This is a genomic window from Thioclava sp. GXIMD4216 (assembly GCF_037949285.1).
GTDB classification, from domain to species: domain Bacteria; phylum Pseudomonadota; class Alphaproteobacteria; order Rhodobacterales; family Rhodobacteraceae; genus Thioclava; species Thioclava litoralis.
In genome coordinates this window covers 2,460,005-2,485,837 of the sequence record NZ_CP149926.1, presented here as the reverse complement: position 1 = coordinate 2,485,837, position 25,833 = coordinate 2,460,005, and the positions used below count along the sequence as shown (strand labels likewise).

Below are 25,833 nucleotides of genomic sequence, written 5' to 3'. Positions count from 1 at the left end.
TGCGGCGAAATTGGGGCAATTCTCGGGCGGGATTGGTGCGTATGGAAAAGATGGCCTGAAATGATTGCGATTGGGCGAATTTTGCCATGATAGTGTTTAGGATTTTCTATAATTTGTAACCGCTTGCGGGGGAACGCGGTATCGGATGGCGAATCATCCTTCCGTGAAAATCCACTGCGTGTCGCAAACATTTTTTTGCGTGGACAGGGGGGCTGCCCCTCTGGACAGGGGCGCAAACTGGGCCGATATACTCTGTATGAGCTTGCCACCCGGATTCCTTGATGAACTGCGTACGCGCATCTCGATCACTCAGGTGGTCGGGCGCAAGGTCATGTGGGACAATCGCAAGTCCAATCAGGCCAAGGGGGACATGTGGGCCCCTTGCCCCTTCCATCAGGAAAAATCCGCGTCTTTCCATGTGGATGACCGCAAGGGATATTATTACTGCTTTGGTTGCCATGCCAAAGGGGATGCTGTTACTTTCGTGCGTGAAACCGAGAATGTCGGGTTCATGGAGGCCGTCGAAATTCTGGCGCGGGAGGCAGGCATGCAGATGCCTGCCCGAGATCCGCGTGCACAGGAAAAGTCGGACCGTCGCACCGAGCTGGCCAAGGTCATGGATGAGGCCGTCAAATATTATCGCCTGATGCTGAATACGCAGGCAGGGCAGGCCGCGCGCGACTATCTGGCCAAGCGCAAGCTCGACCCCGCCGCGCAGGCGCGCTTCGAGATCGGTTTTGCGCCGGATGGCTGGCAGGGGCTTTGGGACACGCTGCGGGCCAAAGGGATTGCCGAGGATCTGATCTTGGGCGCTGGGCTGGCCAAGGCGTCGACCAAGGGCAAACAGCCCTATGACGTCTTCCGTAACCGCATCATCTATCCCATCCGCGATCCGCGCGGGCGCTGCATCGCTTTTGGCGGGCGGGCGATGGACCCTAATGATAATGCGAAATATCTGAACTCGCCCGAGACCGAGCTCTTCGACAAAGGGCGCTCGCTTTACAACCACGGACCTGCGCGCGAAGCCTGCGGCAAAGGTGCGCGCTTGGTGGTCTGTGAAGGCTATATGGACGTGATCGCGCTGGTCGAGGCAGGCTTTGGCGGCGCGGTGGCCCCTTTGGGCACAGCGGTGACCGAACATCAGCTGCAACTGCTATGGCGTATCCATGACGAGCCGGTGATCGCGCTTGACGGCGATACGGCGGGCATTCGGGCCGCGCATCGGGTGATCGACCTTGCCTTGCCGCTTCTGGAGGCGGGCAAGGGGCTGCGTATCGCGATCATGCCGGAGGGGCAGGACCCCGATGACCTGATTAAGGCCAAAGGGCGTGAGGCGATGGCCGAGGTGCTCGAGACCGCCCGTCCGATGATTGACCTGATGTGGAACCGCGCGATCGAGGGCAGGGTCTTTGACAGCCCCGAGCGCAAGGCGGCTCTGGATAAAGAGCTGCGCGCCGCGATCTCGCAGATCAGGGACCCCTCGATCCGCGCGCATTATGGCGAGGAGATCAGGGAAAAACGTCTGGCTCTTTTCGGAATGGGCCGTGGCCGCGACGAGGGCGGTGGCGGGGCCTCGCGTGGGAATTATCCACAGGCTTACCAACAGGGCTCTGGGGGTAACTTCCGCCGGAGTTATCCACAGGGGCGCGGGGCTTGGGGAAAACTGCCCGCATTGCCGCTGGAGCAGACCCGCAATTCCATGCTGGCCGTGGCGCAGGATGCTGCCGTGGCCGAGCGTCTGCGTGCCGCGATGGTGCTGGCGATCTGCGTGTCGCATCCCGCGCTGGTGGCGGAGTTCGAGGCGCAGTTGGAAAATGCGCCGCTGGCGGATCCCGATCACGACCGTTTGCGCAATCTGATGCTGCGAAATCTGGGGGCAGGGGACGAAGAGATGGCACGGCTCTTGCAAAATCAGATGGGGGACTATCTTGAAAAAATGATGAGATTGCCCCATCTCCGAAGCGCACCACCTGTTGTGAAGGTGACAGATACGGCACTTGCGCGTATGTGCTTGGCCGAAGAACTGGCCAAACTGGATGCAGACCGTGCTGTACGCGCCGAGGTGGAAGATGCGATGGAAGACTTGGAGGGCGCCGCCGATGAAGGGCTCACATGGCGTTTGAGCCAAGCAACGCGACAAAGACAGAAGGCGTCGCGATCCAAGCTGGACGATACGAGTGATATGGGGGAGGACAGGGCAGCCCTCTCCGCCTATTTGCAATCGGTGATCGATCAAGAGATATGGCGGAAGAAAAAATGACGCCGTGATGCAACGCCCTGAATATGATCGATTCACCCCTCTGTGATTCGGTTCAATGATTCGATAAAACAGCGGGATATGATTCGTTCCCGCCCTAGCCGTGCTACAGCCCAAGCCGATCAAGGAGCGCCCATGGCCGCCAAAGACATCGACGATAACAAGCCTAATACCGCCAGCGACGATGGTACGTCCTTCGACATGTCGAAGACGGCGGTCAAACGCATGATCGCCGAGGCCAAGGAAAAAGGTTACATTACCTATGACCAGCTGAATGCGGTCATGCCGCCCGATCAGGTATCGGGCGACCAGATCGAAGACGTCATGTCGATGCTGTCCGAAATGGGCATCAACGTGATCGAGGACGAAGAGGCCGATGAAGACGGCTCTGACGATAATAACAGCTCGTCGGGCGGTGCGCTGGCCACGACCGGTGGCGGCTCGCGCGAGGTTGCGCTGTCCTCCGGTTCGGGCGAGACGCTGGACCGCACCGATGACCCCGTGCGGATGTATCTGCGCGAGATGGGGTCGGTCGAACTGCTGTCGCGCGAAGGCGAGATCGCGATTGCCAAGCGCATCGAGGCAGGCCGCAACACGATGATCGCGGGGCTGTGCGAAAGCCCGCTGACCTTCCAGGCGATTACCATCTGGCGGGACGAGCTTCTGGAAGAAGATATTCTTCTGCGCGACGTGATCGACCTTGATGCGACTTTCGGGCGCTCGCTTGATGAAGAGGGCGAGGATGACGAGCCCGTGGTCGGCACGATGGGCGAAGAGCAGCCGCGCCAGACCGAGAAATCGCAGGAATTCGATGCCGACGGCAATCCGATCGACTCGGATGACGAGGATGATGATGACGCGCCGAACATGTCGCTTGCCGCTATGGAAGCGACGCTGAAGCCGCGTGTCCTCGAAACGCTCGAATCCATTGCGCTGCTTTATGACGATCTGGCCGAGATGCAGGATATGCGGATGTCGGCCACGCTGAACGAGGATGGCACTTTCTCGGTCTCTGACGAGGCGGCCTATCAGAAGAAGCGTTCCGAGATCGTCGAGCTGGTGAATTCGCTGCATCTGCATAACAACCGGATCGAGGCGCTGATCGACCAGCTTTACGGCATCAACCGCCGTATCATGTCGACCGACTCCGCGATGGTGAAACTGGCCGATCAGGCCCGTATCAACCGCCGCGAATTCATCGAATCCTATCGCGGATACGAGCTTGACCCGACTTGGGTCGATGCGATGGCCGCCAAGCCCGGTCGTGGCTGGCAGACCCTGATGGAGAAATACCGCGACAAGGTCGAAGAGCTGCGTGGCGATATGGCACAGATCGGGACCTATATCGGTGTGGATATCACCGAGTTCCGCCGCATCGTGAATCAGGTGCAAAAGGGCGAGAAAGAGGCGCGTGCCGCCAAGAAGGAGATGGTCGAGGCGAACCTCCGTCTGGTGATCTCGATTGCCAAGAAATACACCAACCGTGGTCTGCAATTCCTCGATCTTATCCAAGAGGGGAATATCGGTCTGATGAAGGCTGTGGATAAGTTCGAATACCGCCGCGGCTACAAGTTCTCGACCTATGCGACTTGGTGGATCCGTCAGGCGATCACCCGCTCGATCGCGGATCAGGCGCGCACCATCCGTATTCCGGTCCATATGATCGAAACGATCAACAAGCTGGTCCGCACCGGTCGCCAGATGCTGCACGAGATCGGCCGCGAGCCGACGCCGGAAGAACTGGCCGAAAAGCTGCAGATGCCGCTGGAGAAGGTTCGCAAGGTGATGAAGATCGCCAAGGAGCCGATTTCTCTGGAAACCCCGATCGGGGACGAGGAAGACAGCCAGCTGGGCGATTTCATCGAGGACAAGAATGCCGTGCTGCCCTTGGACAGCGCCATTCAGGAAAACCTCAAGGAAACCACCACGCGGGTTCTGGCCTCGCTTACCCCGCGCGAGGAGCGGGTTCTGCGGATGCGCTTCGGCATCGGCATGAACACCGACCACACGCTGGAAGAAGTGGGTCAGCAGTTCTCGGTGACCCGCGAACGTATCCGGCAGATCGAGGCGAAGGCGCTGCGCAAGCTCAAGCATCCGTCGCGCTCGCGCAAGCTGCGGTCCTTCCTCGACCAGTAAGCTATGTGGCCTGAAACCATTGATGGCCCGCTAGATCGTATCGCGCGCGTGGTGGAAGCTGCGCGCGCGGCGCATTTTAGCGAAGAGGTCGTGCTGGAAAATGCTCATTGGGGCGAGGACCTGGATGCGCGCTTCCCGTGGGAATGCGGGGTGATCTATCTGATCGAGGATCTGGGTGACCCTGCCGAGACCGCCGAGGCCTTCACCCGCTACCGCCAGAACCTGACGCCGCAGAACCGCCACCGGTTGAAGATCCTGCAGCCCACCGGCAGCGGGTCGCGGGTGCTGCATGTGGGGGCCTGTAGCCGCAATCTGCGCGGTGCGCTGCGTCAGCATGTGATGTCGATCACCGCCGCCACGCCTGCGCTGAAACTCAGCTGGTGGTTTGCGCCGCGCCCCTACCGCATCCACCTGCGCCGCTATGATGTGGAGCCGCCCGTGCTGGATCTGATCCGCTCGGCTATGGTCGAGGATCTGCGCCCCGCTTTTGCCTGATCCGCTCGGATTTTCTGCAATGCAGCAAAAACGGAGTGGCATTTTTCGCGACTTCGGGCATGATAAGGTCATCCTATCGGGTTTGGTTTTACGATGTTTCAGGGCAGAGGCTACGGCGTTTGCGATCCAATTTCAGGACATGCCACCACGGGAGCAGACCATGTTTTCATTGAAGGGGCAGAAGGCGCTGGTTGTCGGGGTCGCCAACGAGACCTCGATCGCCTATGGCTGCGCGCAGGCGCTGCGGGCGCAGGGTGCCGATCTGGCGATAACCTATCTCAACGTCAAGGCTGAGCCCTATGTTCGGCCTCTGGCGCAGGCGCTCGGGGCCGAACTGATTGCACCGCTGGATGTCGGGATGCCGGATCAGATCGAGGCGTTGTTTGCGCAGATCACGCAACAATGGGGGCGGCTTGATACGCTTGTGCATTCTATCGCCTTCTGTCCCAAAGAGGATCTGCATGGGCGGGTCACCGACTGTTCCCGCAGCGGATTGGCTCAGGCGATGGATATCTCGGTGGGCAGCTTCATAGAGCTGGTCCGCCGTGCCGAGCCGCTGATGGAAGAGGGCGGCACCTGTATGACCGTCAGCTTTTACGGCGCCGAGAAGGTCGTGCGGGATTACAATATCATGGGGCCGGTCAAGTCGGCGCTGGAATCTGCGACACGCTATATGGCGGCAGAACTGGGGCCGAAGGCCATTCGCGTGCATGCGCTGTCGCCCGGGCCGCTGAAAACCCGCGCAGCCTCCGGCATTGCCCATTTCGACGAGATGATGGAGGCCGCCAGCGCCCGTGCGCCCACCCATCAGCTGGCCACCATCGAGGATTGCGGGGCCTTTGCCGCCTTTCTGGCAAGCCGCGAAGCCGCCAATCTGACGGGCGGGCTGCATTATATTGATGGCGGGTTCAATATTACGGGCTAGGCAGCAGGTGCGGGGCGTTTGTGGCAGCGTTTGTGGCGGCGCCCCGAGAAAGCCGCGGGGCTTCCGTTACAGGTCGGGGAAGCGCAGGCTTGATCGCGCGGCTTGGGGCACCAGCTGCAAGGCGGCATTCGGCCACGGGTTTGGCGGTTGCCATTGGCTGGAGGTCCGCGAAATCGGCATTGGGGTACAGGTCCGAAGCCTCCGGCCCTGCTGCTGCTCTCAGCAAGCGCGTGATCCGTAATCGGGCCCTTGTCACGATAGGGGAGATTCGCCCAGACCTCGCAAGGTAGGTCCAGTGGCAGGGGCATCACGGCTGCTGGATCGGGGGGGCTATGGCCGGAGGTGCATCTCCGGCACTTCGCCTGCATGGATCAGCGGGGCCTCGGTCTGGGCTTCGATCTCGGCCACACTGACGCCGGGGGCGCGTTCCAGCAGATGCAGGCCGTCTTCCTGTGGCGCAATCACCGCGAGTTCGGTGACAATCAGGCTGACACGACGTTCCGCCGTCAGGGGCAGGGTGCATTCGGTCACGATCTTGGCCTCGCCCTTGGCAGAATGCTGCATGGCGACGATGACCCGTTTGGCCCCCGCCACCAGATCCATCGCCCCGCCCATGCCGGGGATGCGCTTGCCGGGCACCATCCAGTTGGCCAGATAGCCGCGCGCATCCACCTGTAGCCCGCCCAGCACGGTCACATCCAGATGGCCGCCACGGATCAGCCCGAAGCTCATTGCGCTGTCAATCGAGGCCGCCCCCGGCACGGCGGTCACAAAGCCGCCCCCCGCATCGGTCAGATCGGGGTCTTCCATCCCGTCTGGCGGACGCGAGCCAAGGCCGATCACGCCGTTTTCGGCCTGAAAGAACACATTCATTTCCTGCGGCACATAGCTTGCCACCAGCGACGGCAGCCCGATGCCCAGATTGACCAGCGATCCGGGCTGGATTTCCTGTGCGACACGGCGGGCGATCAGTTCCTTGGCATCCATCAGTGCAGCCTTTCCAGCAGGTGGTCGACCAATACGCCCGGGGTCTTGACCCCATCGGGCGGGATCGCGCCCACAGGCACGATCAGCCCCGGCTCGGCGATCACCGTAGTGGCGGCCATCGCCATGACCGGATTGAAGTTATGCGCGGTCATCGAATAGGTGAGATTGCCGACATAATCGGCCTCATGCGCGGCAATCAGGGCAAAATCCGCCGCCAGCGGCTTTTCCAGCAGGAACACCTTGCCGTCGATGGTCAGGACCTCTTTGCCCTCGGCGATCTTGGTGCCCACGCCCGTAGGCGTCAGCACGCCGCCCAAGCCTACGCCCGCGGCGCGGATACGTTCGACCAGAGTGCCCTGCGGCACCAGCTCGATCTCGATCTCGCCCGCGATCATCTGGGCTTGGGTCTCGGGGTTCAGCCCGATATGCGAGACAATCGCCTTGCTGATCGCGCGGGCCGTGATCAGCCGGCCAATACCGTCATCGGGGCGGGCGGTGTCATTGGCGATCACGGTGAGGTCCTTGACACCGGCTGCCACAAGGGCATCGATCAGGCGGCGCGGTGTGCCCACGCCCATGAACCCCCCGATCATTACAGTGGCCCCGTCAGGGACAAGGGCTGCGGCTTTTTCGGCAGTCAGGGCGGGCTTCATGGCGATGTCCTCCGGTCTCGCTGCGGGCGATATGTCAAATGAAACGTCTGAAATAGGTGCTTTGACTATTCCCGATGAGCCTGCATATTTCAACGCATGATTGACCGGATGTGCAGGAGGGGCGCATGGCCCCCCTCCTTCATGCGTAATTATAGCGCATTGCGGACTGTGACGGCCATCGGTTCGGTCGGGTGGCCCAGCAGGCGCGACAGATCCTTCGAGCGGTCGTCGAGCCAGCCTTCGCCCGCACGTACAGAGCTGTCGACCAGCACGTCGGCAAAGCCGTCCGGAATGCCTGCGCCCACAAGCGCGGCCTTATACTCGGTGGGGGGCAGGTCGATATAGGTCACAGGTTTGCCGGAGGCCTGCGCGACCATCCCGGCCAGTTCCGCGCCGGTATAGCTTGCATCGCCGGCCAGTTCGTAGATCTTGCCTGCATGGTCGCCGCCTGCAAGCACGATTGCGGCGGCCTCGGCGTAATCGTGGCGCGGCGCAGAGGCATAGCGGCCTGTGCCGGAGGCCCCGATCATGGTGCCATTGGCAAGCGCATGATCCAGCCCCGCCAGCATGTTCTCCGAATACCAGCCATTGCGCAGCAGGGCATGCGGCACACCCGAGGCCGCCAGTGCCTCTTCGGTGGCCTTATGCTCGGCGGCAAGCAGCATGGGCGAGCGATGGGCCTGCAGCAGCGAGGTATAGGCAACAAAGCCCACGCCCGCCGCTTTGGCCGCAGCGACCACATTGCCATGCTGGCGGGCGCGCTGGCCAACTTCGGACCCCGAGATCAGCAACAGCCGGTCGATCCCGTCAAATGCCTTGGTGAGCGCGTCGACATCGTCATAAGAGGCAATGGCGGTGTGGTAGCCCTGTGCCGCCAGCGCCGAGGCCGCATCCTCGCGGCGCACCAGCGCGGTGATGTCGGCTTTCGGGATGCGCGCCGACAAGGCGGCCAGAACATGTGTGCCCAACTGCCCCGAGGCACCGGTGATCATATAGCGCATTATCTTTCCTTTTGGTTGCAACAAGAGTATAGGTCTCGGATAGAGACCTTTTCCTGCGCTGTGAAGGAGGCAGGTTTTCGGTACAAGGTAACAGGAAGGGAACCCCATGCTGCAAGAACGGCTGTTCGATCCTCAGGGGCGTGATCTGGCCGATTGTCCGGTGCGCCATGTGCTGGACCATCTGGCGGCGAAATGGACCACGCTGATCGTGCTGGAGCTGGCCTCCGGCCCCCGCCGGTTTTCGCAGGTGTCAAAGGCGCTGCCGGATATCTCGAAGCGGATGCTGACCCAGAGCCTGCGGGATCTGGAGCGCGACGGGCTGATCCGGCGCACGGTCTTTCCGACCAAGCCGCCCAGTGTGGAATACGCGCTGACCGCGATGGGCCAGTCATTGCTGCCGCCGCTTCTGGGGCTGATCGAATGGGCGCAGGCGCATGAGGTGCAGATTGCAACGGCGCGGCGGGCCTATACGGGCTGAGCGGATGTGCGGGCTAAGGCTTCCCCTTGGCCTCCGGTCTTGCTATGCCGGAACCATTATAGCTTCGAGGTGAATATGTCCCGCAAGATTATGTCTTTGCTCGGTCTGCTCGTGCTCTCTGCCTGCGTGGTGGATGAAAACGGGCATCCGGTATTTGCGACCCGCCCGACCGGGCCTTCGATGGATCAGGCTGGCACCTGTTTTCTGTATGTCGAAGATGCCAAGGACGGCACCTATAATCTTGTGAACGGCATCGGCAATGGCACCAAGACCCCGCTGGCCACGCGCCAGACAGGTCTGGATGCGGCGGCTTTGGATGCGGCTTGGGCAAAAGAGCGCAAGATCATGGATATCAACCCCGAATGTCTTGCGATTTCGGCGCGTGATCGCAGTGCGGCGCGTCCGGTTTCGGGCTAAGCGGTGACAGTTCGCGGGCGGCGGGGGCCTATGCTGGCCCTGCTGGTGGCCGGAATGCTGGCGCAGCCCCTGGCCGCGCAAAGCCTGCTGGATTGCCGGATCAAGGGGAAGGCGGCGCAGCTGTCGCTCACGCTGGAGGGCGGGGTGCTGACCTATCGTTACGGGCCGCAGGCCGCCCCCGATCTGGTGCTGACCCGTCCGGTCGAAGAGGTCACCTATCAGCCCTGGCCCGGTGTGGGCGCGACCATCTGGGAGCAGGTGACTCTGACCAATAAGGGCGTCGATTACAGTGTTTTCGATTTCGTCGAGCGCGCTGTCCAAGGGGACGAGGTCCGGCTGGCGCGGGGAGCGGGCGTGGATGTGTCACGCGGAGGGCAGCCGCTTGCGCGACTGGACTGTGCCGGTACGCCCGAAGCCGATTTTTCCGCGATCGGCGAGGCGCTGATTGCAAAAGGGTATTGCCATGCGCCGGACGGCTGGCATTTGGGCGCAGGAGGTTGGTTCTGCCAATGAGTACACGCGAATTCCGGATCGGCACGACGGGGCAGGGGCTATACGAATTTACCCGCGATGTGGCCGAATGGGTCGAGGAGGACGCGCCCGATGAGGCCGTGCTGACGCTGTTTCTCCGTCATACCTCGGCCAGTCTTGTCATTCAGGAGAATGTCGACCCCGATGTGCAGACCGATCTGCACGGGTTTTTCAACAGGCTGGTGCCGCCCACAACCCATCCCAGCCAGTCCTGGATGGTCCATACCTATGAAGGCCCCGACGATATGCCCGCCCATGTGAAGGCGGCGCTGCTGCCTGTTTCCTTGCAGATCCCCGTGGTCGCGGGGCGGATGGTGCTGGGCACGTGGCAGGGGATTTACCTCTTTGAACATCGCGATCAGCCCCATAGCCGCCATGTCTTCGCAATGCTGCGCTGAGTCGGATCGGCCACAGGTTCCGCCTTCCCGTATTTGGTAGACGCACTTTATGGCTACCCAATGATTCGCGTCTCGCCTATAGTCTTGTGGATAAGTGGGGCATGAGACCCCATAGAGGCGGATTTTACAGGAAAAGGGGGACGCGATGCGCTGCCCGTTTTGCGGAAATGTTGATACCCAGGTGAAGGACTCGCGTCCGGCCGAAGATCATGTCGCGATCCGGCGCAGGCGTTTTTGTCCCGCATGTGGCGGACGATTTACGACCTATGAGCGGGTCCAGTTGCGCGATTTGGTGGTGGTGAAGACCTCCGGCAAGCGTGAGGATTTCGACCGTGACAAGCTGGAGCGTTCCATCCGGATCGCCATGCAGAAACGTCCGGTCGAGCCGGAACGCCTTGACCAGATGATCTCGGGTATTGTGCGGCGGCTGGAAAGCATGGGCGAGACGGATATCCCCTCCAAGACAATCGGCGAGATTGTCATGGAAGCGCTCGCCCGTATCGACACGGTGGGCTATGTCCGCTTTGCCAGTGTATATAAGAATTTTCAGGAAGCGGATGATTTCGACAAGTTCGTATCGGAACTGCGCCCGGGCGCGCCGGACTGATGCAGCCTGACGAACGATTCATGCGGTTGGCCCTGTCGCTTGCGCGGCGGAGTCTTGGCAATACATGGCCCAACCCTGCGGTGGGCTGCGTGCTGGTCAAGGGGGGCGTCATTGTCGGTCGGGGCTGGACCCAGCCGGGAGGCCGCCCCCATGCCGAGCGCCGCGCATTGGCGCAGGCAGGCGCGGCGGCCCGAGGGGCTACGGCCTATGTCACGCTGGAACCCTGCTCGCATTATGGCAAGACCTCCCCCTGTTCGCTGGCCCTGATCGAGGCCGGTGTGGCGCGGGTGGTCTCGGCGCAGACAGACCCCGATCCGCGGGTTGCCGGACGCGGCCATGCGATGCTGCGGGCGGCGGAGATTGCTGTCACGGAAGGCACATTGGAGCCCGAAGCGCGGGCGCTACAATCCGGTTTTCTGTCACGGATCGAACATGGGCGGCCTTGGCTGGCCTTGAAGTTGGCCACGTCCTTCGATGGCCGGATCGCCCTGTCCAACGGGCAGAGCCAATGGATCACCTCGGCGCAGGCGCGTGCCCATGTGCACGCGCTGCGCGCCGAGTTCGATGCGGTCATGGTCGGGGGAGAGACGGCCCGCGCCGATGATCCGCTTTTGACCGTGCGCAATTTCACGCCCGTTCAGCAACCCGTGCGGGTGGTTGCGGCCTCGCGGCTGGACCTGCCGCGCGCCCGATTGGCCGGTTCGCTGGATCAGGCGCCCCTGTGGCTGGCACATGGGCCGCAGGCCCCTGAACAGGCGCGCGCCTATTGGCAGGGGCGCGGGGCCAATCTGTTCCAGGTGCCGCTTGCCGAGGGCGGGATGGACCCGCATGCGCTTTTGCAGGCGCTCGGGGCGGCTGGGCTGACGCGGGTCTTCTGCGAGGGGGGCGGGCGCTTTGCCGCCGCGCTGATGCGCGCGGGGCTGGTGGACGAGCTGATCGGCTTTACGGCTGGGATGGTTCTGGGCGGCGATGGCCGTGCCGCGATCGGTGCGATGGGGATCGCGCAGTTGGCTGGGGCACCGCGCTACCGGCTTGTCTCTCAGCGCGAGATCGGCGGCGATGTGCTGCATCGCTGGCGGCGCGATTAACGGCGGACCGGTTTCGCAAGATCCTGCAGCCTCGACAGGAGGCGAAGGGAAAGCCCTGTGCGCAGAGGCTGGGCCAGCCGCTCTACCGCGATTTCGGGCGGACAGGGCAGGCCGGTCAGCGGGTCCATATAACGCGGATAGGCAATCAGCGCCGCATGGGCCAGTTGCCACAGGTCGGGCCGTGCCTGACGGCGTGGGGGCTGTGGCATCAGATCGCGGGTCAGGCCCCAGCCCGCATAGAAGGGCATCCCCAGACAGGTCACAGGCTTGCCGCGCAGAAGGGCCTCGAACCCCATCAGCGAAGTCATGGTCCAGACTTCGTCACAGGCCTCGATCAGCGCAATCCCGTCGGTCTTTTGGCACACCAGATCGGCCAGCCGCGCCAGATCATCGGCGGGCACGCTGCCTTTGCGCAATCCCGCCTCGACATCGGGATGTGGCTTATAGATGATCACGGCATCCGGATTTTCGGCACGGGCGCGGGTGAGCAGGGCCAGATTGCTGCCGGTTTCGGGGCTGCCCATGCGGATCGAGGCATCATCCTCGACCTGACCGGGCACAAGGATGCGATGGCCGCGCGGCAGGGCGGGGGCGGTGCCTGCAAGATTGTATTTCGACAGCCGCGCCTTGCGGATGTCGCGCAGCAGCCGCTCGATGCGCAGCCGGTCGTGATCCGGCAGCGGTTGCGCGATCAGTGCTTCCAGATCGGAAGGGGTGGTCGGGTCATAATAGATCCCCTGCCGATCCGTCACCAGAGACAGGGGGGGCGTCAGCTTGGCCCCCAAACCGCGCGAGCGTAAAAAGCCGTCCTCCATCCGCCACGCGCCGGTCGGGCGGTCGGGCTTGCTGGCCCAATGGACAGGCTGGCCCGCGCCTGAGCCTGAGCCCGCGCCTGAGCCTGAGCCAAAGCGCACCGGCCCGTATCCGCCATAGAAGCGGCGCAGGTGTTTGTGTTTCCAGCGGCTCATGCCGGTCATCGCATAGCCGTGGCCGTCCTCGCGATAGGCGCGGGTCTGGGCGGCAAGCTGGTCCACCGCCTCTTCGAAGCTGCACAGGCGCGCACGGCAGGGGTCGAACCATGTGGGCGCAAGCAGATGCGAGACGGCAAAGATCTGGGCGCGTGTCAGGCGGCGCTCGCGCCTTGGAGGCGGGGCTTCGTCTTGGCTCAGTCCCCATCCGGCATAGAAAGGCTGGCCGAAAACGCGGGGGCGGTGCCCTGCAAGAATGGCCTCGTAGCCCATCAGGGACGACACGGTATAGACCGCGATCGCCCCCTCCAGCAGCGCCCAAGGGGAATGGGGGGCGGTGACAATCTCGGTCAGGGCATCGCCATCTGCGGCGCTGTAATGCCCCGCCCTGAAGCCTGCGCGGGTTTCGGGATGGGTCTTGATCAGGATGCGGGCCTTGGGGTTTTCGATCCGCGCCACGGCCAGCATTTCGCGGAAGGTGCGGGCGGAGGCCGCGCCATGCGTGATCGAGGCATCGCCCCGCGTCTGGTCGATGACCAGCACATAGCCCGGAGCGGGGGGCGGCAATGCGATGTCGAAATCGTTGTATTTCGAGAGGTCGAGCGCCTTGAGGCGGGCAATCCCCTGCCGTGCCCGTGCCAGAAGCGCCCCGTCATCCAGAGCGGCTTTCTGCAGCAGTCTTTCGATCCGCGAGGGGCGCGCGCCATCGAAATGCACCCCGACAGGGTCGATGATCAGCCCCAAGGGGGGCTCTCCTGCGCGCCCCGTGCGGACCGAACGCAAAAACGCATCTTCCAGCCGGATCAGCGTTGCGCCGGTTCGCGCGGCGATAGCCTCGCCGCGATTTGCATAGGGCGAGCGCCCCCAGACCACGACCCCGTCTTCGGCGCGGGGCAGGCCCAGATGCAGGCTATGGTCTGCCGCCTTCAGAATGTGGCGCAGACGCGGCTGACGCAGAAAGCCGCCGTTATAAAAGAAAAGCCGCCGGGGCACCCCGGCGGCCATATCCTCTGCATCAGACAGCGGCATTAATTGGCCAGATTGCTGATCGTATTGACCGGACCCAGCGACCCTGTCAGCGCCGAAAGCGTTTTCGACCATTGGACATAGGGTGCTTCGGTCACATAGACGGTATCGCCGTCACGGATGGCGAAATCGCGCGCCATGAACATGCCGTTGGGCTCGGTCAGGTTGAGCACATAGACCATACGCTGATCCCCCACGAGGTCATCGCGGCCCAGCACGGCGCGGGCGATCTCTTGCGGTTCGTTGCGGAACACGAAGACACCGGTCGGGTCGGCGGTCTGCGTCTGCAGGCCTCCGACGGTGGCAATCGCCTCAAGCGCGGAAAGGGTCTTGGTTTCGAAGGGCACGCGGGCTTGCGTGCCGGTGGCGCCGAGTGCGGTAAAGGCGCGGGTGTCCTGTTCCACAAGGATCTTGTCGCCATTGCGCAGCGCGATATCCATCTGTGGATTGTCGTAAAGATCCGACAGCCAGACAGTGCCGCTCTGGCCGTTTTTGCGCGTGACGGTGATTTTGGCGATATCGGGGTTGATCGACACACCACCGGCGCGGGCAATCATGGCCGAAAGCGTGCGGGTCGGGCGTTCGATCGCATAGACACCCTGACCGCCAATGGCACCGGTCAGCGACACGGTCGACCCGTCGCCTGCCACCCGTGACACGGCCACCTGCGGATCGGGGGTCTGGGCATCCAGCTTTTCGGTGATCAGGCGGCGCAGCCCGTCGGGGGTGTTCCCCGCCGCCTTGATACGGCCTGCATAGGGCACGAAAATATAGCCTGCGCCATCCACCTGCACCTCGGTGAGCTGGGTGGCGTTGGTGCCTTGCTGGACCAGAAGCCCGTCATCGACGTTTTCCCAGATGGTCAGCGAGAGCGTATCGCCGGCATTGATGGTATCCGACCCCAGAACGCCAGCGTTGCGGAAGCTCGAGGAGAATCCCAGAGCCGGCTGGACGGCGGTTGCGCGGGCAACATGGTCATTGACCGAGACGATGAAGGCATCGCCCTTGCGCATGACCGAGCCTGCAAAGATTTCACGCTTGTTTGGGCCCGAGCGCGGCAAAGCGCAGGCGGCCACGCTGAAGACCAACGCAGACAGAACCAGCACACGCGTGGCTTTGGAAAAATTCGTCGTCACTGCTCGAGCTCCTCTTTCGGGATGCTTCTCATAGATATGCGTTATGCATTTTGACGGGCAGCGTGGCAGAAAGCCTGAGTAAAATCCAGTTGTGTCACTTGATTACGCGCAACTGTTGCCGTGGTGCCGCTGTTCCCGAGGTCAGGGCGTCGTAAGGGTCTTCGGTGGAGAGCATCATATCCACGACCTGCCGCAGCAGCGTGCGCCGCCCCTTGGCGGAATAGAACCCGCCCGGAATCTGGCTGGTTTCCAGCAGATAGTGGCGATAATCGCGATAGGCACGGGTATCGGGGCGTGCGGGGGTCGCGAAGAATTCGGGCAGGGGCTGGGTCGAGACGAATTCGGGTTTGTCGAACACCGCCCGCCCGAATGCCTTGAGCGGCAATCCCCGCCAGAGCACCTGCTGCGCTGCGGTCGAATTGACGGTAACGGCAGAGCGCGCCTGCGCCAGAAGATTGGCCAGCTTGCCGCCGCGCACGAAATGCACGCGCCCCCTGAGCCCGTAGCGGGCAACGCCCTCGCGGATGGCGGCCTCGATGGGCGCGCGCCCGTCTTCCAGCGGATGGGCCTTGAGCACCAGATGGTGGTGCGAGGGCGCCCCTTCGGCAAAGCCCCTCATCACCAGATCCAGAAATTCGGTCTGGCTTTTGAACGGGGAATGCATGACAAAACTGCTGTCATGTTCCAGTTGCATCAGAACGAGGTGATAGGGAAAGCCGCCATATTTCACCTGAGAGGTCGCGATCCAGCGCTGCACCATATGCAGGGGCATGCGGATCATGCGGCGCAGATAAAGGCGGAATTCGTCCAGCACGCTGACCCCGCGATGGGGGCGGAAATTGGGCCAGCGTCGCGCCCCCTTCATCACAAGGAAATGGTAGAGCGCGCCATAGAAGACATGCTGGCGCATATCTCCCCAGCGGGGCGGGGCATCGGGGAAGTCGATATCGGATTGAGCAAGGGCTGTGCGCATCTCGGCCACGCCCATGTCCATCAGCCGCGAATGCCCGTTCGAGCCGCCGCGCTCGTAGGTGACCCAATAGGGGCGCAGATAGCCTTCCTCGAAGACATGCACACGCAGGCCCTGCGCCCGTGCGGCAAGGATGGCCTGCGCGTGGATGGCGCGAGTGTCGCCATATAGCACGATATCGGTGATCCGTTTTTCCAGAAGCAGGTCCGAGACCGCTTCGGGCCAGTCCTCGGCTTTGCCCTGCCACGGGATGAAGCGGGCATCATCGTTCCAGAAGGCGGCATCCCCGCCGTTGAACCCCACACGCCAGACCGTGGCACCGGCGCGGCCCAGCATCTCGCCCAACTGGCGGAAGAAGGGGCCGTGCGGCCCTTGCAGAAGCAGGAAATGACGGTTGTCAAACAGGGGCATAGGCGGGACGGGTCCGGAACTGGTGACAGGCGGTACAACGGAGAATCGCGACAATTCCCTTGGGTAAGGTGAATATGTGTCATAAATCGGGCGGCTTGTAGATTATTATTTAGACATTCCGCCCGAAGGCGCGGTTGTGCCCAGATGATGTGCACATATGTAACGGCAGCAGTTCTTGCACCGCCCCCCTTGCCAAGTTAGGGGAAAGGGGACCGAAAAGGAGATCAGGATGTTCACCGGGATCATTACCGATATGGGCGAAGTTCTTGCGCTGGAACAGCAGGGCGACCTCTGGGCGCGGATCGGCACCTCTTACGATGTCGACACGGTGGATATCGGCGCGTCCATCGCCTGTGACGGGGTTTGCCTGACCGTGATCTCCAAGGGCAAGGATCCGCAGGACTGGTTCGATGTGCAGATCTCGGCGGAAAGCGTCGCCAAGACCAATATCGGGCGCAATTCCTGGCATGTGGGACGCCGTCTGAACCTGGAGCGCGCGCTGAAGGTGGGCGACGAGCTGGGCGGCCATATCGTGGCGGGCCATGTCGATGGCGTGGCCGAGATCGTGTCGATCCGCGACGAGGGCGACAGCTCGCGCTTTACCTTCCGCGCGCCTGATGATCTGGCGAAATTCATCGCGCCGAAAGGCTCGGTCACGCTGAACGGCACGTCGCTGACGGTGAATGAAGTGTCGGGCGCGGAATTCGGGGTGAATATCATTCCGCATACCAAGGAAGTGACGACATGGGGCGCGGCCAAGGCCGGTGACCCGATCAATATCGAGATCGATACGATGGCGCGTTACGTCGCGCGCCTGCAGGAGTGGAACGCATGAGCGAGATCAAACCCGTAGACAAATCCGGCACCCATGATGTTCCGGGCCCCGTCGAGGAAAGCTATCGCGAGGCGATCTCTTCCATCGAGGAAATCATCGAGGATGCCCGCAACGGGCGCATGTATATCCTTGTCGACCATGAAGACCGCGAGAACGAGGGCGATCTTTGCATTCCTGCGCAGATGGCGACCCCCGATGCGATCAATTTCATGGCGACCCACGGGCGCGGGCTGGTCTGCCTTGCGCTGACCTCGGATCGGGTGGATGCGCTGGGGCTGCCGTCGATGGCGGCCTCCAACAGCTCGCGTCAGGAAACCGCCTTTACCGTCTCGATCGAGGCCCGCGAGGGGATCTCGACCGGGATCTCGGCGCATGACCGTGCGCGCACCGTGTCGGTGGCGATCGACCCGATGAAAACGGGCGCCGATCTTGCCTCGCCGGGCCATGTCTTTCCGCTGCGCGCCCGTGATGGCGGGGTGCTGGTGCGGGCAGGCCATACCGAAGCCGTGGTCGATGTCTCGCGTCTGGCGGGGCTGAACCCGGCCGGTGTGATCTGCGAGGTGATGAAGGAAGACGGCACGATGGCCCGCCTTCCCGACCTGATCGCCTTCGGCCAGAAATACGGCATCAAGATCGGCACGATCTCCGATCTGATCGCCTATCGCCGCCGTTACGATAACCTTGTGACCCAGACAGCCCAGAAACCCGTGACCTCGGTGCATGGGGGCGATTGGGCGATGCGCGTCTTTACCGACGATCTGGAGGGCGCGGAACATATCGTGCTGTCCAAAGGGGATCTGACGGGCGGGACACCGGTGCTGGTGCGGATGCATTCGCTGGACCCGCTGGGCGATGCGCTGGGTCTGGTGCCGGGACGCGATGGCGATATCGGGCGCGCTCTGGAGGCGATTGCCGCCGAAGGCCGCGGTGTCTTTGTGGCGCTGCGCGATCCGGGAATGAAATTGCCGCTGGTGGGCGAAGACAGCCCCAGCACGCTGCGCCAATATGGTCTGGGGGCGCAAATTCTGGCAGCCCTCGGCCTGTCGAAAGTCGAGCTGCTGACCAATTCCCCCATGCCCAAAGTCGTCGGGATTGATGGCTACGGGCTCGAAATCCGCGCGACGCGTAAATACTGATAGGACAAGACGATGGCCGAATCCGAGACCCATTACACCCTTCCTGCGCCAAGCTTCGACAAGCCCGTGCGTATGCTGATCGTGGTGGCCCCTTATTACAAGGAGATCGCCGATAATCTGGTCAGGGGCGCGCGCGAGATGGCCGAAAGCTGTGGCGCGGTGGTCGATGTGATCGAAGTGCCGGGCGCGCTGGAAATTCCGACGGCAATCAAGCTGGCCGCCCGTATGGCCGATTACGACTGTTTCACCGCTCTTGGCTGTGTGATCCGTGGCGAGACCACGCATTATGAGACGGTCTGCAACGACAGTTCGCGCGCGATCCAGTTGATGGGGCTTGAGGGGATCCTGATCGGCAACGGCATTCTGACGGTGGAAAATTACGAACAGGCCGATGTCCGCGCCGACACCGCGCGGTCAAACAAAGGTGGCGGCGCGGCTGCTGCGGCCTTGCATTTGCTGGCTCTATCGCGCAAATGGGCGAACCGGACAAAAGGGATCGGCTTCCGCCCGCAAGGCGAGTCGTTCCGCATTGCCGGTGAAGCCGAAGGAAACCAGACCGCATGACCGAAGATATGCCCGCCGAAAAACCGCGCAAACCCTCGCTGGAGGAGAAGCGCCGTATGAAATCCGCAGCAAGGCTGTATGCCGTGCAGGCTCTGTTCCAGATGGAAGCGGGCGGGCTGTCTGTTGATAAGGTGCGGGCAGAATTCGAGAATTTTCGCTTTGGGGCGGTGATCGATGATGTCGAGATGTCCGAAGGCAATGTGGATCTGTTCCGCCGCATCCTCGATGATGCGGTGATGTGGCAGGGCAAGATCGATAAGGCCACCGATAAGGCGCTTCTGGAGAGCTGGCCGCTGAACCGGATTGATTCGGTTCTGCGGGCCCTGTTCCGTGCGGCAGGGGCCGAGCTGGTCAATCCGGCGACACCGCCGAAAGTTGTGATCAATGAATTCGTCGAAGTCGCGCGCGCTTTCTTCCCCGATGGTCGCGAGCCGAAATTCGTCAATGCGGTGATCGACAATATGGCCCGCCAGCTGCGCGACGATCTGGTCTGATCCGTTGTACGACAGGTATTGCAGAAAGCCGGGGGGAGACCTCCGGCTTTTGCTTGTCCGGCCAGTGTATGGGGAAAGGCCAGTGCGCGGCATTGCCGTAAGGGCAGGGCGGGGTGCCCAAGCCAGCAAGACGCATGACAGAGCTGCCACAAACGCCGCGCTCCTACCGTAACAGCGCCGGTCAGGCTGGCAGGCGCTTATGCCCGAGGGGTGCTCCGTCCGCGCTGTCCAGCCGCTGTTGTTGACCAATTTCTAAGCAAAAACAAAATCGGCTCTTGGTTTTTGAAATTGATGCGTTACATTGAATGTAACAACCGGAGGGAGCTGTCATGCCGCAACTCGTTCGTCTGTATATCCGTAACGTCCTGTTCGGATTTGCCCTTGCTGTTGCCTTTGTCGCAACGCTTCTGGCCTTTAACGTGGCCAATCTTTGGCAGCTTGTCTCGACCTCGGATATGGGCGTTCTGGCCGTAGCGATGCTGGTGGTTTTCAACACGATCGTTTTTGCGGGCGTGCAATTCGCGATCAGCATCATGGCGATGGCCGAGGATGAGGATATCCCGGCAGGTGGTCTGCGTCAGCACGATATGCAGTTGCAGCCGATTCCGGTTCGGGTTGACCCGCCAAGCCGTCTGCAACGCCAGCTCCGCCGCTGAGATATCCCTTTGTTCAAATTATAGGGCGCGCCTTGCGGTGCGCCTTTTTGCTGTGCAAAACTGGACGGGCAATGTTCGGCAGAGGAGGCGGATATGATTACCATTTTGCGTGAACATCCGGTGCAGGAAAATCTGGCGCTTTTGCACAAGCGACATTCCGACGCGATGCATGCCGATACACCTCCTGAGTCAATCCATATGCTGCCGCCCGATGCGCTGGCGGCACCGCAGGTCCGCTTTTTCGTCATGCGTCAGGAAGGCCGGGCAATTGGCATGGGGGCGTGGAAGGCGCATTCTGCCACGCTGGCGGAACTGAAATCCATGCATGTGCTATATGAAGAGCGCGGGCGCGGTCTGGCCCGTATGATGCTGCGCCACCTTCTGTCCGATATCCGCGAGGCGGGCTTTGCCGAAGTGCGGCTGGAGACAGGGTCGCAGGAAAGCTTTTCCGTCGCGCGTGCCCTGTACGAATCGGAGGGCTTTGTGACCTGCGATCCTTTCGCCGATTACCGCCTTGATCCGATGAGCGTCTATCTGGGACTGTCGCTGCACGCCTAGCCTTGTGTTTCGCACAAGACTTGCCGTGCTGGCAGGTCTCAGGGGCTGGGGCGCATTTGCGGGCGGGGCTAAAACAAGACCCGTGGCAGGGGATCTGCTGCGTGGCTGCATGGGGCAGGCTTGCGCGGTTTCCCAGCTCATGGAACCCAGAGATCCAGTTCCGGTGGGGTCCATTTCTGGCGGGGATCCTTTTCCCTTGGCAAGTTGACAATATGCGCGTTTTGTCTGATACGCTTTGAGAAAGTGCGGGCCGTTAGCTCAGCTGGATTAGAGCAGGGAACTTCTAATTCTCAGGTCGGGGGTTCGAGTCCTCCACGGCTCGCCAAAATTCCTCTTTATTGTTCGACATCCAAAAGCCGTTTTTTCGACAAAAGACGGGTTTTGAACGATCAACGCATTCTGCTATCGATCTGGCTGCCCTTGCCTAGATTCTGCGGTCAAATGGGACGTGCGGGATCAGCTCTGGCCAAGACCTACCGCCTTTTGCAGCACCGGTTCGGCCTCTTGGCGTAGATAAAGGGGACCGAAGTCCACTCCATCAGGCGAGAACGGTCTGACGCCGGCGGCGTGCAACTTGGCGGTGCAGGTCTGGCGATGGAGGCCGAATCCATCCTACATGGTCGCAGGGGTCAGGAATCGGCGGTGGAATTTGGTTGTATCGTCCTCAGAGACATAAAGTACGGCCCGCCCAGTCACAGGGTGCCGGTTCCAGAATGCTGGTGCATGACCGGCCTGATGCAGCGCCGGATACCAGCCCCTGCGCCTCATGCCGATGCGGGTCGCAAAGACCGAGGCTGGTTGCCCGGCCGCAGCCGTTTCGTCGCGACGGCGGACATAAGGGCGCGCCCCAGTCAGGCTGTCAACCTCGGCCTTCAGAACCATGAACGATCGATAGCCCGATTGCCCGGGATCGCGCGCAACCCTCATCCTAACGTCACCGACACGGTCCACTGCGGTCCTCATGTTATCGTAGATCCCGCGCCCCGGAACGCCTTCGAATACCCTGAATGCATGCCAGTGAGCGTCGAACAGCATCTCATGTGTCTGCAGCAAATACGCCCTGACCAAGAACGCGCGGCTGTGCGACAGCTTGATGTGTGCGACCTGTAGCTTGGTCCGTTCACCCCCGATAATCGCGTAGTCTTCGCTCCAATCGAATTGGAAGGCCTCGCCCGGCTTGAACACCAGAGGCACGAATGTCCCGCGATCCGTCGTGTTCTGCGCGCGCTGCCGGTCCGATTTCCAGGCTCGGACAAAGGCCGAGACCCGCTCGTAGGACCCGTCAAATCCAAGCTGAACCAGATCCGCGTGCATCTGCTTCGCCGTCCGTCGCTCTTTGCGCGATTTGCGCTGTTCGGCCAGCAACCAGCCCGACAGCTTCTCTGCGTACGGGTCAAGCTTGCTCGGCCTCGATGGCGCTTTGAACTTGGGCTCCACGATACCCGCGCGCAGGTAACGCCTGATTGTGTTGCGCGACAAACCAGTCCGTCGCGAAATCTCTCGGATGGGCAACTTATCCCGAAGTGCCCAACGTCGAATGACGCTCAAAATATCCATGTCGATCACTCCAATGCCCCCCGACAAATCCCGTCAGGGGAAGGGTTCCACATGGGTCAATTCTCAGTGACATTTTCTATCGTGGCTGGGTCAGTTCTCAGTGACATCCAACAGCCTTTTTCTTTGCCTGGGCGCCGTGGGGCATCAGGACAGGTCGGGAAAACGATGTCGAAAGACGGTTTTTTGATGTCGGCAGGACGACATTCTGGGTGTCGGGCGAAACTTCAAAATATTGATTATAAATAATATTATTCTAGGCCAGAACGGCCTTTGGGTGTCGAACAATATTCTGCAAAGAGACCCGAGCGGCTGGCGCTTCGTGTCTTTGCGCCCCAAAGGGCCTCTGACGTCTATCGGGTTCCGGTCGTCGCGGGGCATAATCCCTGCGGTTTTTCAGAAAATTTCAAATTCAGGCTGAGGTGGCGGGCTGTGGCAGACGTCTATTCTCCAGCAACGCTCGTATGTCTGCGCGCGAGAAGATTTTGAACTGGGACCCTATCCATGAAACTGAGCCGTCTTTCCTGCCGCCCTTATAGCCGTTTCTGCGCGAGTCTGGGTTTTCGAGTCATGGCGTCCACGGCCATACTCGGGGGGGCTGCCGTGATTTCGCCCGCAGGGGCACAGGTGACAGTGTCCTATGCGATTGCGCCGGGTCCGCTTGGGTCCGTGCTGACGCAATTCGGTCAGGCATCGGGGCTACAGATTTTCTATCCGGCGGATCTCGTTCGCGGGAAACGGTCATCGGGGGTTTCGGGGGCGCTGTCGGTGGATGCCGCTTTGGCAACTGTCCTGTCAGGGACGGGCCTTGTGTTCCAGTATACCAGCGAGAGCACCGTGACGCTTGTCGGCAATACGGGGGCGGGCACTCTCGGGGACGATGGCGCGGTGGCGCTTGATCCGATTCTGGTCGAGGGGGGCGGTCTTGCGCCTGCAACGCCGAATTCCGCGCTGATGTCGGATGATCCGCGTCTTCAGGCGGGTACAAAAACCGTTGTGACGGCAGAAGATCTGGCAAATGGCGGCAATACGAATGTGGCCGAGGCGATGAAAAGCGTGCCGGGCGTATTTGTGACAAATAACAAGATCAGCATCGGGGGGGCGGGCACTGATTACACCAAGATCATGATTGATGGTGTGCCGGTCACCACAGAGGAACTCAAGCAGAAGGGCGCATCCTATAAAGGCGATCTGGAATGGGTGCCGATGGATGCGATCGCGCGGATCGAGGTCATTCAGGGGCCGGGGGCTGCGCTTTACGGGTCCGGCGGTATCGGGGGGGTGGTCAATATCATCACCAAGAAGGACGATCAGGAGCGGCTGAAAGGCGCGCTTACGGCAGAATATTACGCCGCAACCGGTGATGAGACGGGATCGACCAAACGTGTCAGCGGCTCTGTCTCGGCACCTCTGATCAAAGGCGCTCTGAGCATGTCTTTATGGGGTGATTTTACCCGCCATGATGACGATGAAGATGGCGGGCAGCGCGAAAGCAAGGATCTCAAGGCACGGGTCCACTGGCGCCCTGATGATGCGCAGGATCTGACATTCGAAATCGGCCATTCCGACCAGAGCTATATGAAAGATACCGCAGAGGATGACGGTCTTAACGGGGTTGTCCGTGATACGCTGTCCCTGCGCCATAGCGGACAATGGAGCTTTGGCGAGGAGGCCCTGAGCCTGTTCTGGGAGAAATCGACAACGGATCTGGCGGTCAGCAATACCGATACCGTCACCACCTTGCAGCAGTCGGAAGACTATCGGACCTATGGTCTGGAAGGCACGCTGACCGATACCTACACGCTGGGCGGCATCGACCATGCGGTGGTCTATGGTCTTGAGGCGTCGCATGCGCGGCTGGCAGATGGCGGGCAGGGGAGCCTTTATTACAGCCCCGATGGCAGTGTTGCCGGCGGGGGAAGCACCTCGGATATGACCAAGCTCGGCCTTTATGCCAAAGACCAGATGTCGATCACCGACCGCTTCCGCATCGATACCGCATTGCGCTATGACTATAACAGCATCTACGGCGACCATCTCTCGCCGGTGGTGAATGCGGCCTATGACATCACTGATGCGCTGACCTTCAAAGCGGGGATCGGCAAGAGCTTCAAGGCACCCAATCTGCGCCAGTCGAATGAAGATTACCTCTATGCCGAATATAAGGCCAATCGCGGCATCATGACCTACTGGCTGGGAAATGACGATCTCAAGCCGGAACTGGCCACCAATTACATGGCCGGTTTCTATTATGATCAGGGGCCGATCACCGGCAGCGTCAGCGGTTTCCTCAATAACATTACCAACCGCATTCAGGGCAACGAGATCGGCACGTTCAACGGTGTGCGGGTCAAACAATATGTCAATGTCAACGAAGCCCGCACGAGCGGGATACAGGGCAATCTGAACTATGCGCTGAGCGACAGGCTGCAATGGAATACCACATTCTCGAAACTGCTTGAATCCAAAGACCTTGCAAGCGGGTCGGTGCTTTCGGAAGAGCCCGATATCAAGATCCATACGGAACTGTCATGGCAGGCGACGGACCGGCTGATGCTGACCGGCTCGATTGACCATTATGGCAAGCAGGTTGAAGTGACCGGCGAGGATAGCAGCGGTGAAGAACGTATTCCGGCCTATACCGTGGCCAATGTTCTGGCCAAATACACCCTGACGGACCATGCCTCGCTGAAAGCAGGGGTCAATAATATCTTTGATGAACAGCCCGACACCGATGCAGATTACACCGAGGATTCCCGCACCTACTTTATCTCGGCATCGCTTGATTTCTGACCGGAATGCCGGGGCATGGCAGAGTGCCTGTCAGAGTGTTTTTGTCGGGAATTTCGGTCGAAAATCTTGCAAATAGGCTTATGATAAGGTAGCCCATAGAAACCGGAGGAGCCTGACGCCACTTCAAACATTCGGGTGTTCTGGTGTCCAGCTTCCTTGCATCTTCAGGCAGGTCCGTGTCGGGTGTCGTGTCCCTTTCTCAGGGGGGCGCGTCAGGGCGATTGTGCCATGCCGGATGATCTCTCCCGTCGAAAGATACTCGGGGTTTTTCTGTCCAACTATCGGGCGATAACGCGGCGGGTGGCGGCAAGGTTGGGCAGTCCTGCGGATGCGGAAGATGTCCTTCAGGAAAGCTGGTTCAAGCTCCAGCGGTTAGGGGACGCCTCGCATGTCGCGCATCCGGCTTCCTTCGTCCATAGCGTGGTCAATAACGTCGCGAATGACTTCCTACGGGCGCATAGCACGCGGGTGCGATACGAAACCGCACCGGAGATGGAGACCCAAAGCCGCCACGCGCCCTCGACGGAACAGGTCTATGATTACGCGCAAAGGCTGCGCAGGCTGCAAAGGGTGATTGCGTCCCTGCCACCGCGGCAAAGGCAGGCGTTCACGCTCCATAAGTTCGACGGGTTGTCGCATTCGGAGGTGGCTGCGGAAATGGGGATCAGCCGCAGCGCCGTCGAGAAACTGGTGATGAAATCCTTGCAGCGATGCCGTGACGAATTGGCAGGCGATCTACAGGAAGATTAGGACACGGAT

The 25,833-nt window shown here is 61.3% G+C and carries 24 protein-coding genes, 1 tRNA gene and 1 pseudogene; 19 read left to right on the top strand and 7 right to left on the bottom strand.

Annotation, left to right across the window (positions count from 1 at the left end; translation table 11 throughout):
- The first annotated feature begins 256 nt into the window (after positions 1-256).
- From dnaG to fabI, 4 genes are all read left to right on the top strand, one after another.
- Positions 257-2,260 carry a DNA primase gene (gene dnaG, locus WDB88_RS12080; protein WP_339107925.1) on the top strand — a complete coding sequence of 668 codons (2,004 nt, stop codon included), beginning with the start codon at positions 257-259 and terminating at the stop codon, positions 2,258-2,260.
- A 132-nt stretch (positions 2,261-2,392) separates the two neighbouring features.
- On the top strand, positions 2,393-4,393 hold the full coding sequence (rpoD, locus tag WDB88_RS12075; RefSeq protein ID WP_339107924.1) for an RNA polymerase sigma factor RpoD: 2,001 nt from the start codon (positions 2,393-2,395) through the stop codon (positions 4,391-4,393).
- A 3-nt stretch (positions 4,394-4,396) separates the two neighbouring features.
- Positions 4,397-4,888 (top strand): hypothetical protein, encoded by a 492-nt coding sequence (locus WDB88_RS12070; protein WP_339107923.1) that lies wholly within the window; start codon positions 4,397-4,399, stop codon positions 4,886-4,888.
- A 160-nt stretch (positions 4,889-5,048) separates the two neighbouring features.
- Positions 5,049-5,813, top strand: coding sequence for an enoyl-ACP reductase FabI (fabI, locus tag WDB88_RS12065; RefSeq protein ID WP_339107922.1), 765 nt, complete (start codon positions 5,049-5,051; stop codon positions 5,811-5,813).
- Positions 5,814-6,143: 330 nt separating this feature from the next.
- On the opposite strand, the gene WDB88_RS12060 is transcribed toward fabI, so the two are convergent.
- From WDB88_RS12060 to WDB88_RS12050, 3 genes are all read right to left on the bottom strand, one after another.
- Positions 6,144-6,800 carry a 3-oxoacid CoA-transferase subunit B gene (locus WDB88_RS12060; protein WP_339107921.1) on the bottom strand — a complete coding sequence of 219 codons (657 nt, stop codon included), beginning with the start codon at positions 6,798-6,800 and terminating at the stop codon, positions 6,144-6,146.
- Complete coding sequence (locus tag WDB88_RS12055) at positions 6,800-7,453, bottom strand: 3-oxoacid CoA-transferase subunit A (RefSeq protein WP_339107920.1); 654 nt, start codon at positions 7,451-7,453, stop codon at positions 6,800-6,802. Before WDB88_RS12055 ends, WDB88_RS12060 begins: the two co-directional genes overlap by 1 nt.
- A 149-nt stretch (positions 7,454-7,602) precedes the next feature.
- Positions 7,603-8,454, bottom strand: coding sequence for an SDR family oxidoreductase (locus WDB88_RS12050; protein ID WP_339107919.1), 852 nt, complete (start codon positions 8,452-8,454; stop codon positions 7,603-7,605).
- 106 nt (positions 8,455-8,560) lie between these two features.
- On the opposite strand from WDB88_RS12050, the gene WDB88_RS12045 reads away from it, so the two are divergent.
- From WDB88_RS12045 to ribD, 6 genes are all read left to right on the top strand, one after another.
- The gene (locus tag WDB88_RS12045) at positions 8,561-8,932 is read left to right on the top strand and encodes a helix-turn-helix domain-containing protein (RefSeq protein ID WP_339107918.1); all 372 of its coding nucleotides are present in this window, start codon (positions 8,561-8,563) and stop codon (positions 8,930-8,932) included.
- Positions 8,933-9,007: 75 nt separating this feature from the next.
- Positions 9,008-9,349: a hypothetical protein gene (locus WDB88_RS12040; RefSeq protein ID WP_339107917.1), complete on the top strand. Its 342-nt coding sequence runs from the start codon at positions 9,008-9,010 to the stop codon at positions 9,347-9,349.
- 30 nt (positions 9,350-9,379) lie between these two features.
- Positions 9,380-9,862 carry a hypothetical protein gene (locus tag WDB88_RS12035; protein ID WP_339107916.1) on the top strand — a complete coding sequence of 161 codons (483 nt, stop codon included), beginning with the start codon at positions 9,380-9,382 and terminating at the stop codon, positions 9,860-9,862.
- Positions 9,859-10,278, top strand: a complete 420-nt coding sequence (locus WDB88_RS12030; protein WP_339107915.1) for a secondary thiamine-phosphate synthase enzyme YjbQ — start codon at positions 9,859-9,861, stop codon at positions 10,276-10,278. The genes WDB88_RS12035 and WDB88_RS12030 overlap by 4 nt, the downstream gene beginning before the upstream one ends.
- 145 nt (positions 10,279-10,423) lie before the next feature.
- Complete coding sequence (gene nrdR / locus WDB88_RS12025) at positions 10,424-10,885, top strand: transcriptional regulator NrdR (RefSeq protein ID WP_339107914.1); 462 nt, start codon at positions 10,424-10,426, stop codon at positions 10,883-10,885.
- Entirely contained in the window at positions 10,885-11,973 is a 1,089-nt protein-coding gene (ribD, locus tag WDB88_RS12020; protein ID WP_339107913.1) for a bifunctional diaminohydroxyphosphoribosylaminopyrimidine deaminase/5-amino-6-(5-phosphoribosylamino)uracil reductase RibD, read from the top strand. Before nrdR ends, ribD begins: the two co-directional genes overlap by 1 nt.
- On the opposite strand, the gene WDB88_RS12015 is transcribed toward ribD, so the two are convergent.
- From WDB88_RS12015 to WDB88_RS12005, 3 genes are all read right to left on the bottom strand, one after another.
- Positions 11,970-13,970 (bottom strand): capsular polysaccharide biosynthesis protein, encoded by a 2,001-nt coding sequence (locus tag WDB88_RS12015; RefSeq protein WP_339107912.1) that lies wholly within the window; start codon positions 13,968-13,970, stop codon positions 11,970-11,972. The two genes, ribD and WDB88_RS12015, sit on opposite strands and share 4 nt — an antisense overlap.
- Complete coding sequence (locus WDB88_RS12010) at positions 13,970-15,103, bottom strand: polysaccharide biosynthesis/export family protein (protein ID WP_339107911.1); 1,134 nt, start codon at positions 15,101-15,103, stop codon at positions 13,970-13,972. Before WDB88_RS12010 ends, WDB88_RS12015 begins: the two co-directional genes overlap by 1 nt.
- Before the next feature lie 94 nt (positions 15,104-15,197).
- Entirely contained in the window at positions 15,198-16,484 is a 1,287-nt protein-coding gene (locus WDB88_RS12005; protein ID WP_339107910.1) for a capsule biosynthesis protein CapA, read from the bottom strand.
- Positions 16,485-16,713: 229 nt separating this feature from the next.
- Here WDB88_RS12005 and WDB88_RS12000 point away from each other — a divergent pair, with 229 nt between their 5' ends.
- The 7 genes from WDB88_RS12000 (at position 16,714) to WDB88_RS11970 (ending at position 21,052) form a co-directional block, all read left to right on the top strand.
- Positions 16,714-17,319, top strand: coding sequence for a riboflavin synthase (locus WDB88_RS12000; RefSeq protein WP_339107909.1), 606 nt, complete (start codon positions 16,714-16,716; stop codon positions 17,317-17,319).
- Complete coding sequence (gene ribB, locus WDB88_RS11995) at positions 17,316-18,455, top strand: 3,4-dihydroxy-2-butanone-4-phosphate synthase (protein ID WP_339107908.1); 1,140 nt, start codon at positions 17,316-17,318, stop codon at positions 18,453-18,455. The genes WDB88_RS12000 and ribB overlap by 4 nt, the downstream gene beginning before the upstream one ends.
- Positions 18,456-18,467: 12 nt before the next feature.
- Positions 18,468-19,019: a 6,7-dimethyl-8-ribityllumazine synthase gene (locus WDB88_RS11990; protein ID WP_339107907.1), complete on the top strand. Its 552-nt coding sequence runs from the start codon at positions 18,468-18,470 to the stop codon at positions 19,017-19,019.
- A complete protein-coding gene (gene nusB, locus WDB88_RS11985; protein WP_339107906.1) occupies positions 19,016-19,513 on the top strand; it encodes a transcription antitermination factor NusB in 498 nt (165 codons plus the stop codon). The genes WDB88_RS11990 and nusB overlap by 4 nt, the downstream gene beginning before the upstream one ends.
- A 329-nt stretch (positions 19,514-19,842) precedes the next feature.
- Complete coding sequence (locus tag WDB88_RS11980) at positions 19,843-20,169, top strand: hypothetical protein (RefSeq protein ID WP_339107905.1); 327 nt, start codon at positions 19,843-19,845, stop codon at positions 20,167-20,169.
- A gap of 93 nt (positions 20,170-20,262) precedes the next feature.
- Positions 20,263-20,727 carry a GNAT family N-acetyltransferase gene (locus WDB88_RS11975; RefSeq protein ID WP_339107904.1) on the top strand — a complete coding sequence of 155 codons (465 nt, stop codon included), beginning with the start codon at positions 20,263-20,265 and terminating at the stop codon, positions 20,725-20,727.
- Positions 20,728-20,974: 247 nt separating this feature from the next.
- Positions 20,975-21,052 (top strand) — tRNA-Arg (locus WDB88_RS11970).
- Positions 21,053-21,663: 611 nt separating this feature from the next.
- On the opposite strand, the pseudogene istA reads toward WDB88_RS11970, so the two are convergent.
- A pseudogene (gene istA / locus WDB88_RS11965) lies at positions 21,664-22,284 on the bottom strand (IS21 family transposase); the annotation flags it as partial.
- A 600-nt stretch (positions 22,285-22,884) separates the two neighbouring features.
- Here istA and WDB88_RS11960 point away from each other — a divergent pair.
- Together WDB88_RS11960 and WDB88_RS11955 are read left to right on the top strand one after the other, a co-directional pair.
- Complete coding sequence (locus tag WDB88_RS11960; protein ID WP_339107903.1) at positions 22,885-25,074, top strand: TonB-dependent receptor; 2,190 nt, start codon at positions 22,885-22,887, stop codon at positions 25,072-25,074.
- Positions 25,075-25,302: 228 nt separating this feature from the next.
- The gene (locus WDB88_RS11955) at positions 25,303-25,824 is read left to right on the top strand and encodes an RNA polymerase sigma factor (protein ID WP_339107902.1); all 522 of its coding nucleotides are present in this window, start codon (positions 25,303-25,305) and stop codon (positions 25,822-25,824) included.
- Positions 25,825-25,833 lie beyond the last annotated feature (9 nt).

What these genes read in the sequence shown, in the direction of transcription:
- nusB (WP_339107906.1), top strand. Translation starts at nt 19,016, where the DNA reads ATGACCGAAGATATGCCCGCCGAAAAACCGCGCAAACCCTCGCTGGAG.
- ribB (WP_339107908.1), top strand. Translation starts at nt 17,316, where the DNA reads ATGAGCGAGATCAAACCCGTAGACAAATCCGGCACCCATGATGTTCCG.
- WDB88_RS12000 (WP_339107909.1), top strand. Translation starts at nt 16,714, where the DNA reads ATGTTCACCGGGATCATTACCGATATGGGCGAAGTTCTTGCGCTGGAA.
- WDB88_RS12040 (WP_339107917.1), top strand. Translation starts at nt 9,008, where the DNA reads ATGTCCCGCAAGATTATGTCTTTGCTCGGTCTGCTCGTGCTCTCTGCC.
- WDB88_RS12070 (WP_339107923.1), top strand. Translation starts at nt 4,397, where the DNA reads ATGTGGCCTGAAACCATTGATGGCCCGCTAGATCGTATCGCGCGCGTG.
- dnaG (WP_339107925.1), top strand. Translation starts at nt 257, where the DNA reads ATGAGCTTGCCACCCGGATTCCTTGATGAACTGCGTACGCGCATCTCG.
- nrdR (WP_339107914.1), top strand. Translation starts at nt 10,424, where the DNA reads ATGCGCTGCCCGTTTTGCGGAAATGTTGATACCCAGGTGAAGGACTCG.
- WDB88_RS12045 (WP_339107918.1), top strand. Translation starts at nt 8,561, where the DNA reads ATGCTGCAAGAACGGCTGTTCGATCCTCAGGGGCGTGATCTGGCCGAT.
- WDB88_RS11990 (WP_339107907.1), top strand. Translation starts at nt 18,468, where the DNA reads ATGGCCGAATCCGAGACCCATTACACCCTTCCTGCGCCAAGCTTCGAC.
- WDB88_RS12050 (WP_339107919.1), bottom strand. Translation starts at nt 8,454, where the DNA reads ATGCGCTATATGATCACCGGTGCCTCGGGGCAGTTGGGCACACATGTT.
- WDB88_RS12035 (WP_339107916.1), top strand. Translation starts at nt 9,380, where the DNA reads ATGCTGGCCCTGCTGGTGGCCGGAATGCTGGCGCAGCCCCTGGCCGCG.
- WDB88_RS11975 (WP_339107904.1), top strand. Translation starts at nt 20,263, where the DNA reads ATGATTACCATTTTGCGTGAACATCCGGTGCAGGAAAATCTGGCGCTT.
- WDB88_RS12060 (WP_339107921.1), bottom strand. Translation starts at nt 6,800, where the DNA reads ATGGATGCCAAGGAACTGATCGCCCGCCGTGTCGCACAGGAAATCCAG.
- WDB88_RS12055 (WP_339107920.1), bottom strand. Translation starts at nt 7,453, where the DNA reads ATGAAGCCCGCCCTGACTGCCGAAAAAGCCGCAGCCCTTGTCCCTGAC.
- WDB88_RS12030 (WP_339107915.1), top strand. Translation starts at nt 9,859, where the DNA reads ATGAGTACACGCGAATTCCGGATCGGCACGACGGGGCAGGGGCTATAC.
- fabI (WP_339107922.1), top strand. Translation starts at nt 5,049, where the DNA reads ATGTTTTCATTGAAGGGGCAGAAGGCGCTGGTTGTCGGGGTCGCCAAC.
- WDB88_RS12005 (WP_339107910.1), bottom strand. Translation starts at nt 16,484, where the DNA reads ATGCCCCTGTTTGACAACCGTCATTTCCTGCTTCTGCAAGGGCCGCAC.
- WDB88_RS11955 (WP_339107902.1), top strand. Translation starts at nt 25,303, where the DNA reads ATGCCGGATGATCTCTCCCGTCGAAAGATACTCGGGGTTTTTCTGTCC.
- rpoD (WP_339107924.1), top strand. Translation starts at nt 2,393, where the DNA reads ATGGCCGCCAAAGACATCGACGATAACAAGCCTAATACCGCCAGCGAC.
- WDB88_RS11980 (WP_339107905.1), top strand. Translation starts at nt 19,843, where the DNA reads ATGCCGCAACTCGTTCGTCTGTATATCCGTAACGTCCTGTTCGGATTT.
- WDB88_RS12015 (WP_339107912.1), bottom strand. Translation starts at nt 13,970, where the DNA reads ATGCCGCTGTCTGATGCAGAGGATATGGCCGCCGGGGTGCCCCGGCGG.
- ribD (WP_339107913.1), top strand. Translation starts at nt 10,885, where the DNA reads ATGCAGCCTGACGAACGATTCATGCGGTTGGCCCTGTCGCTTGCGCGG.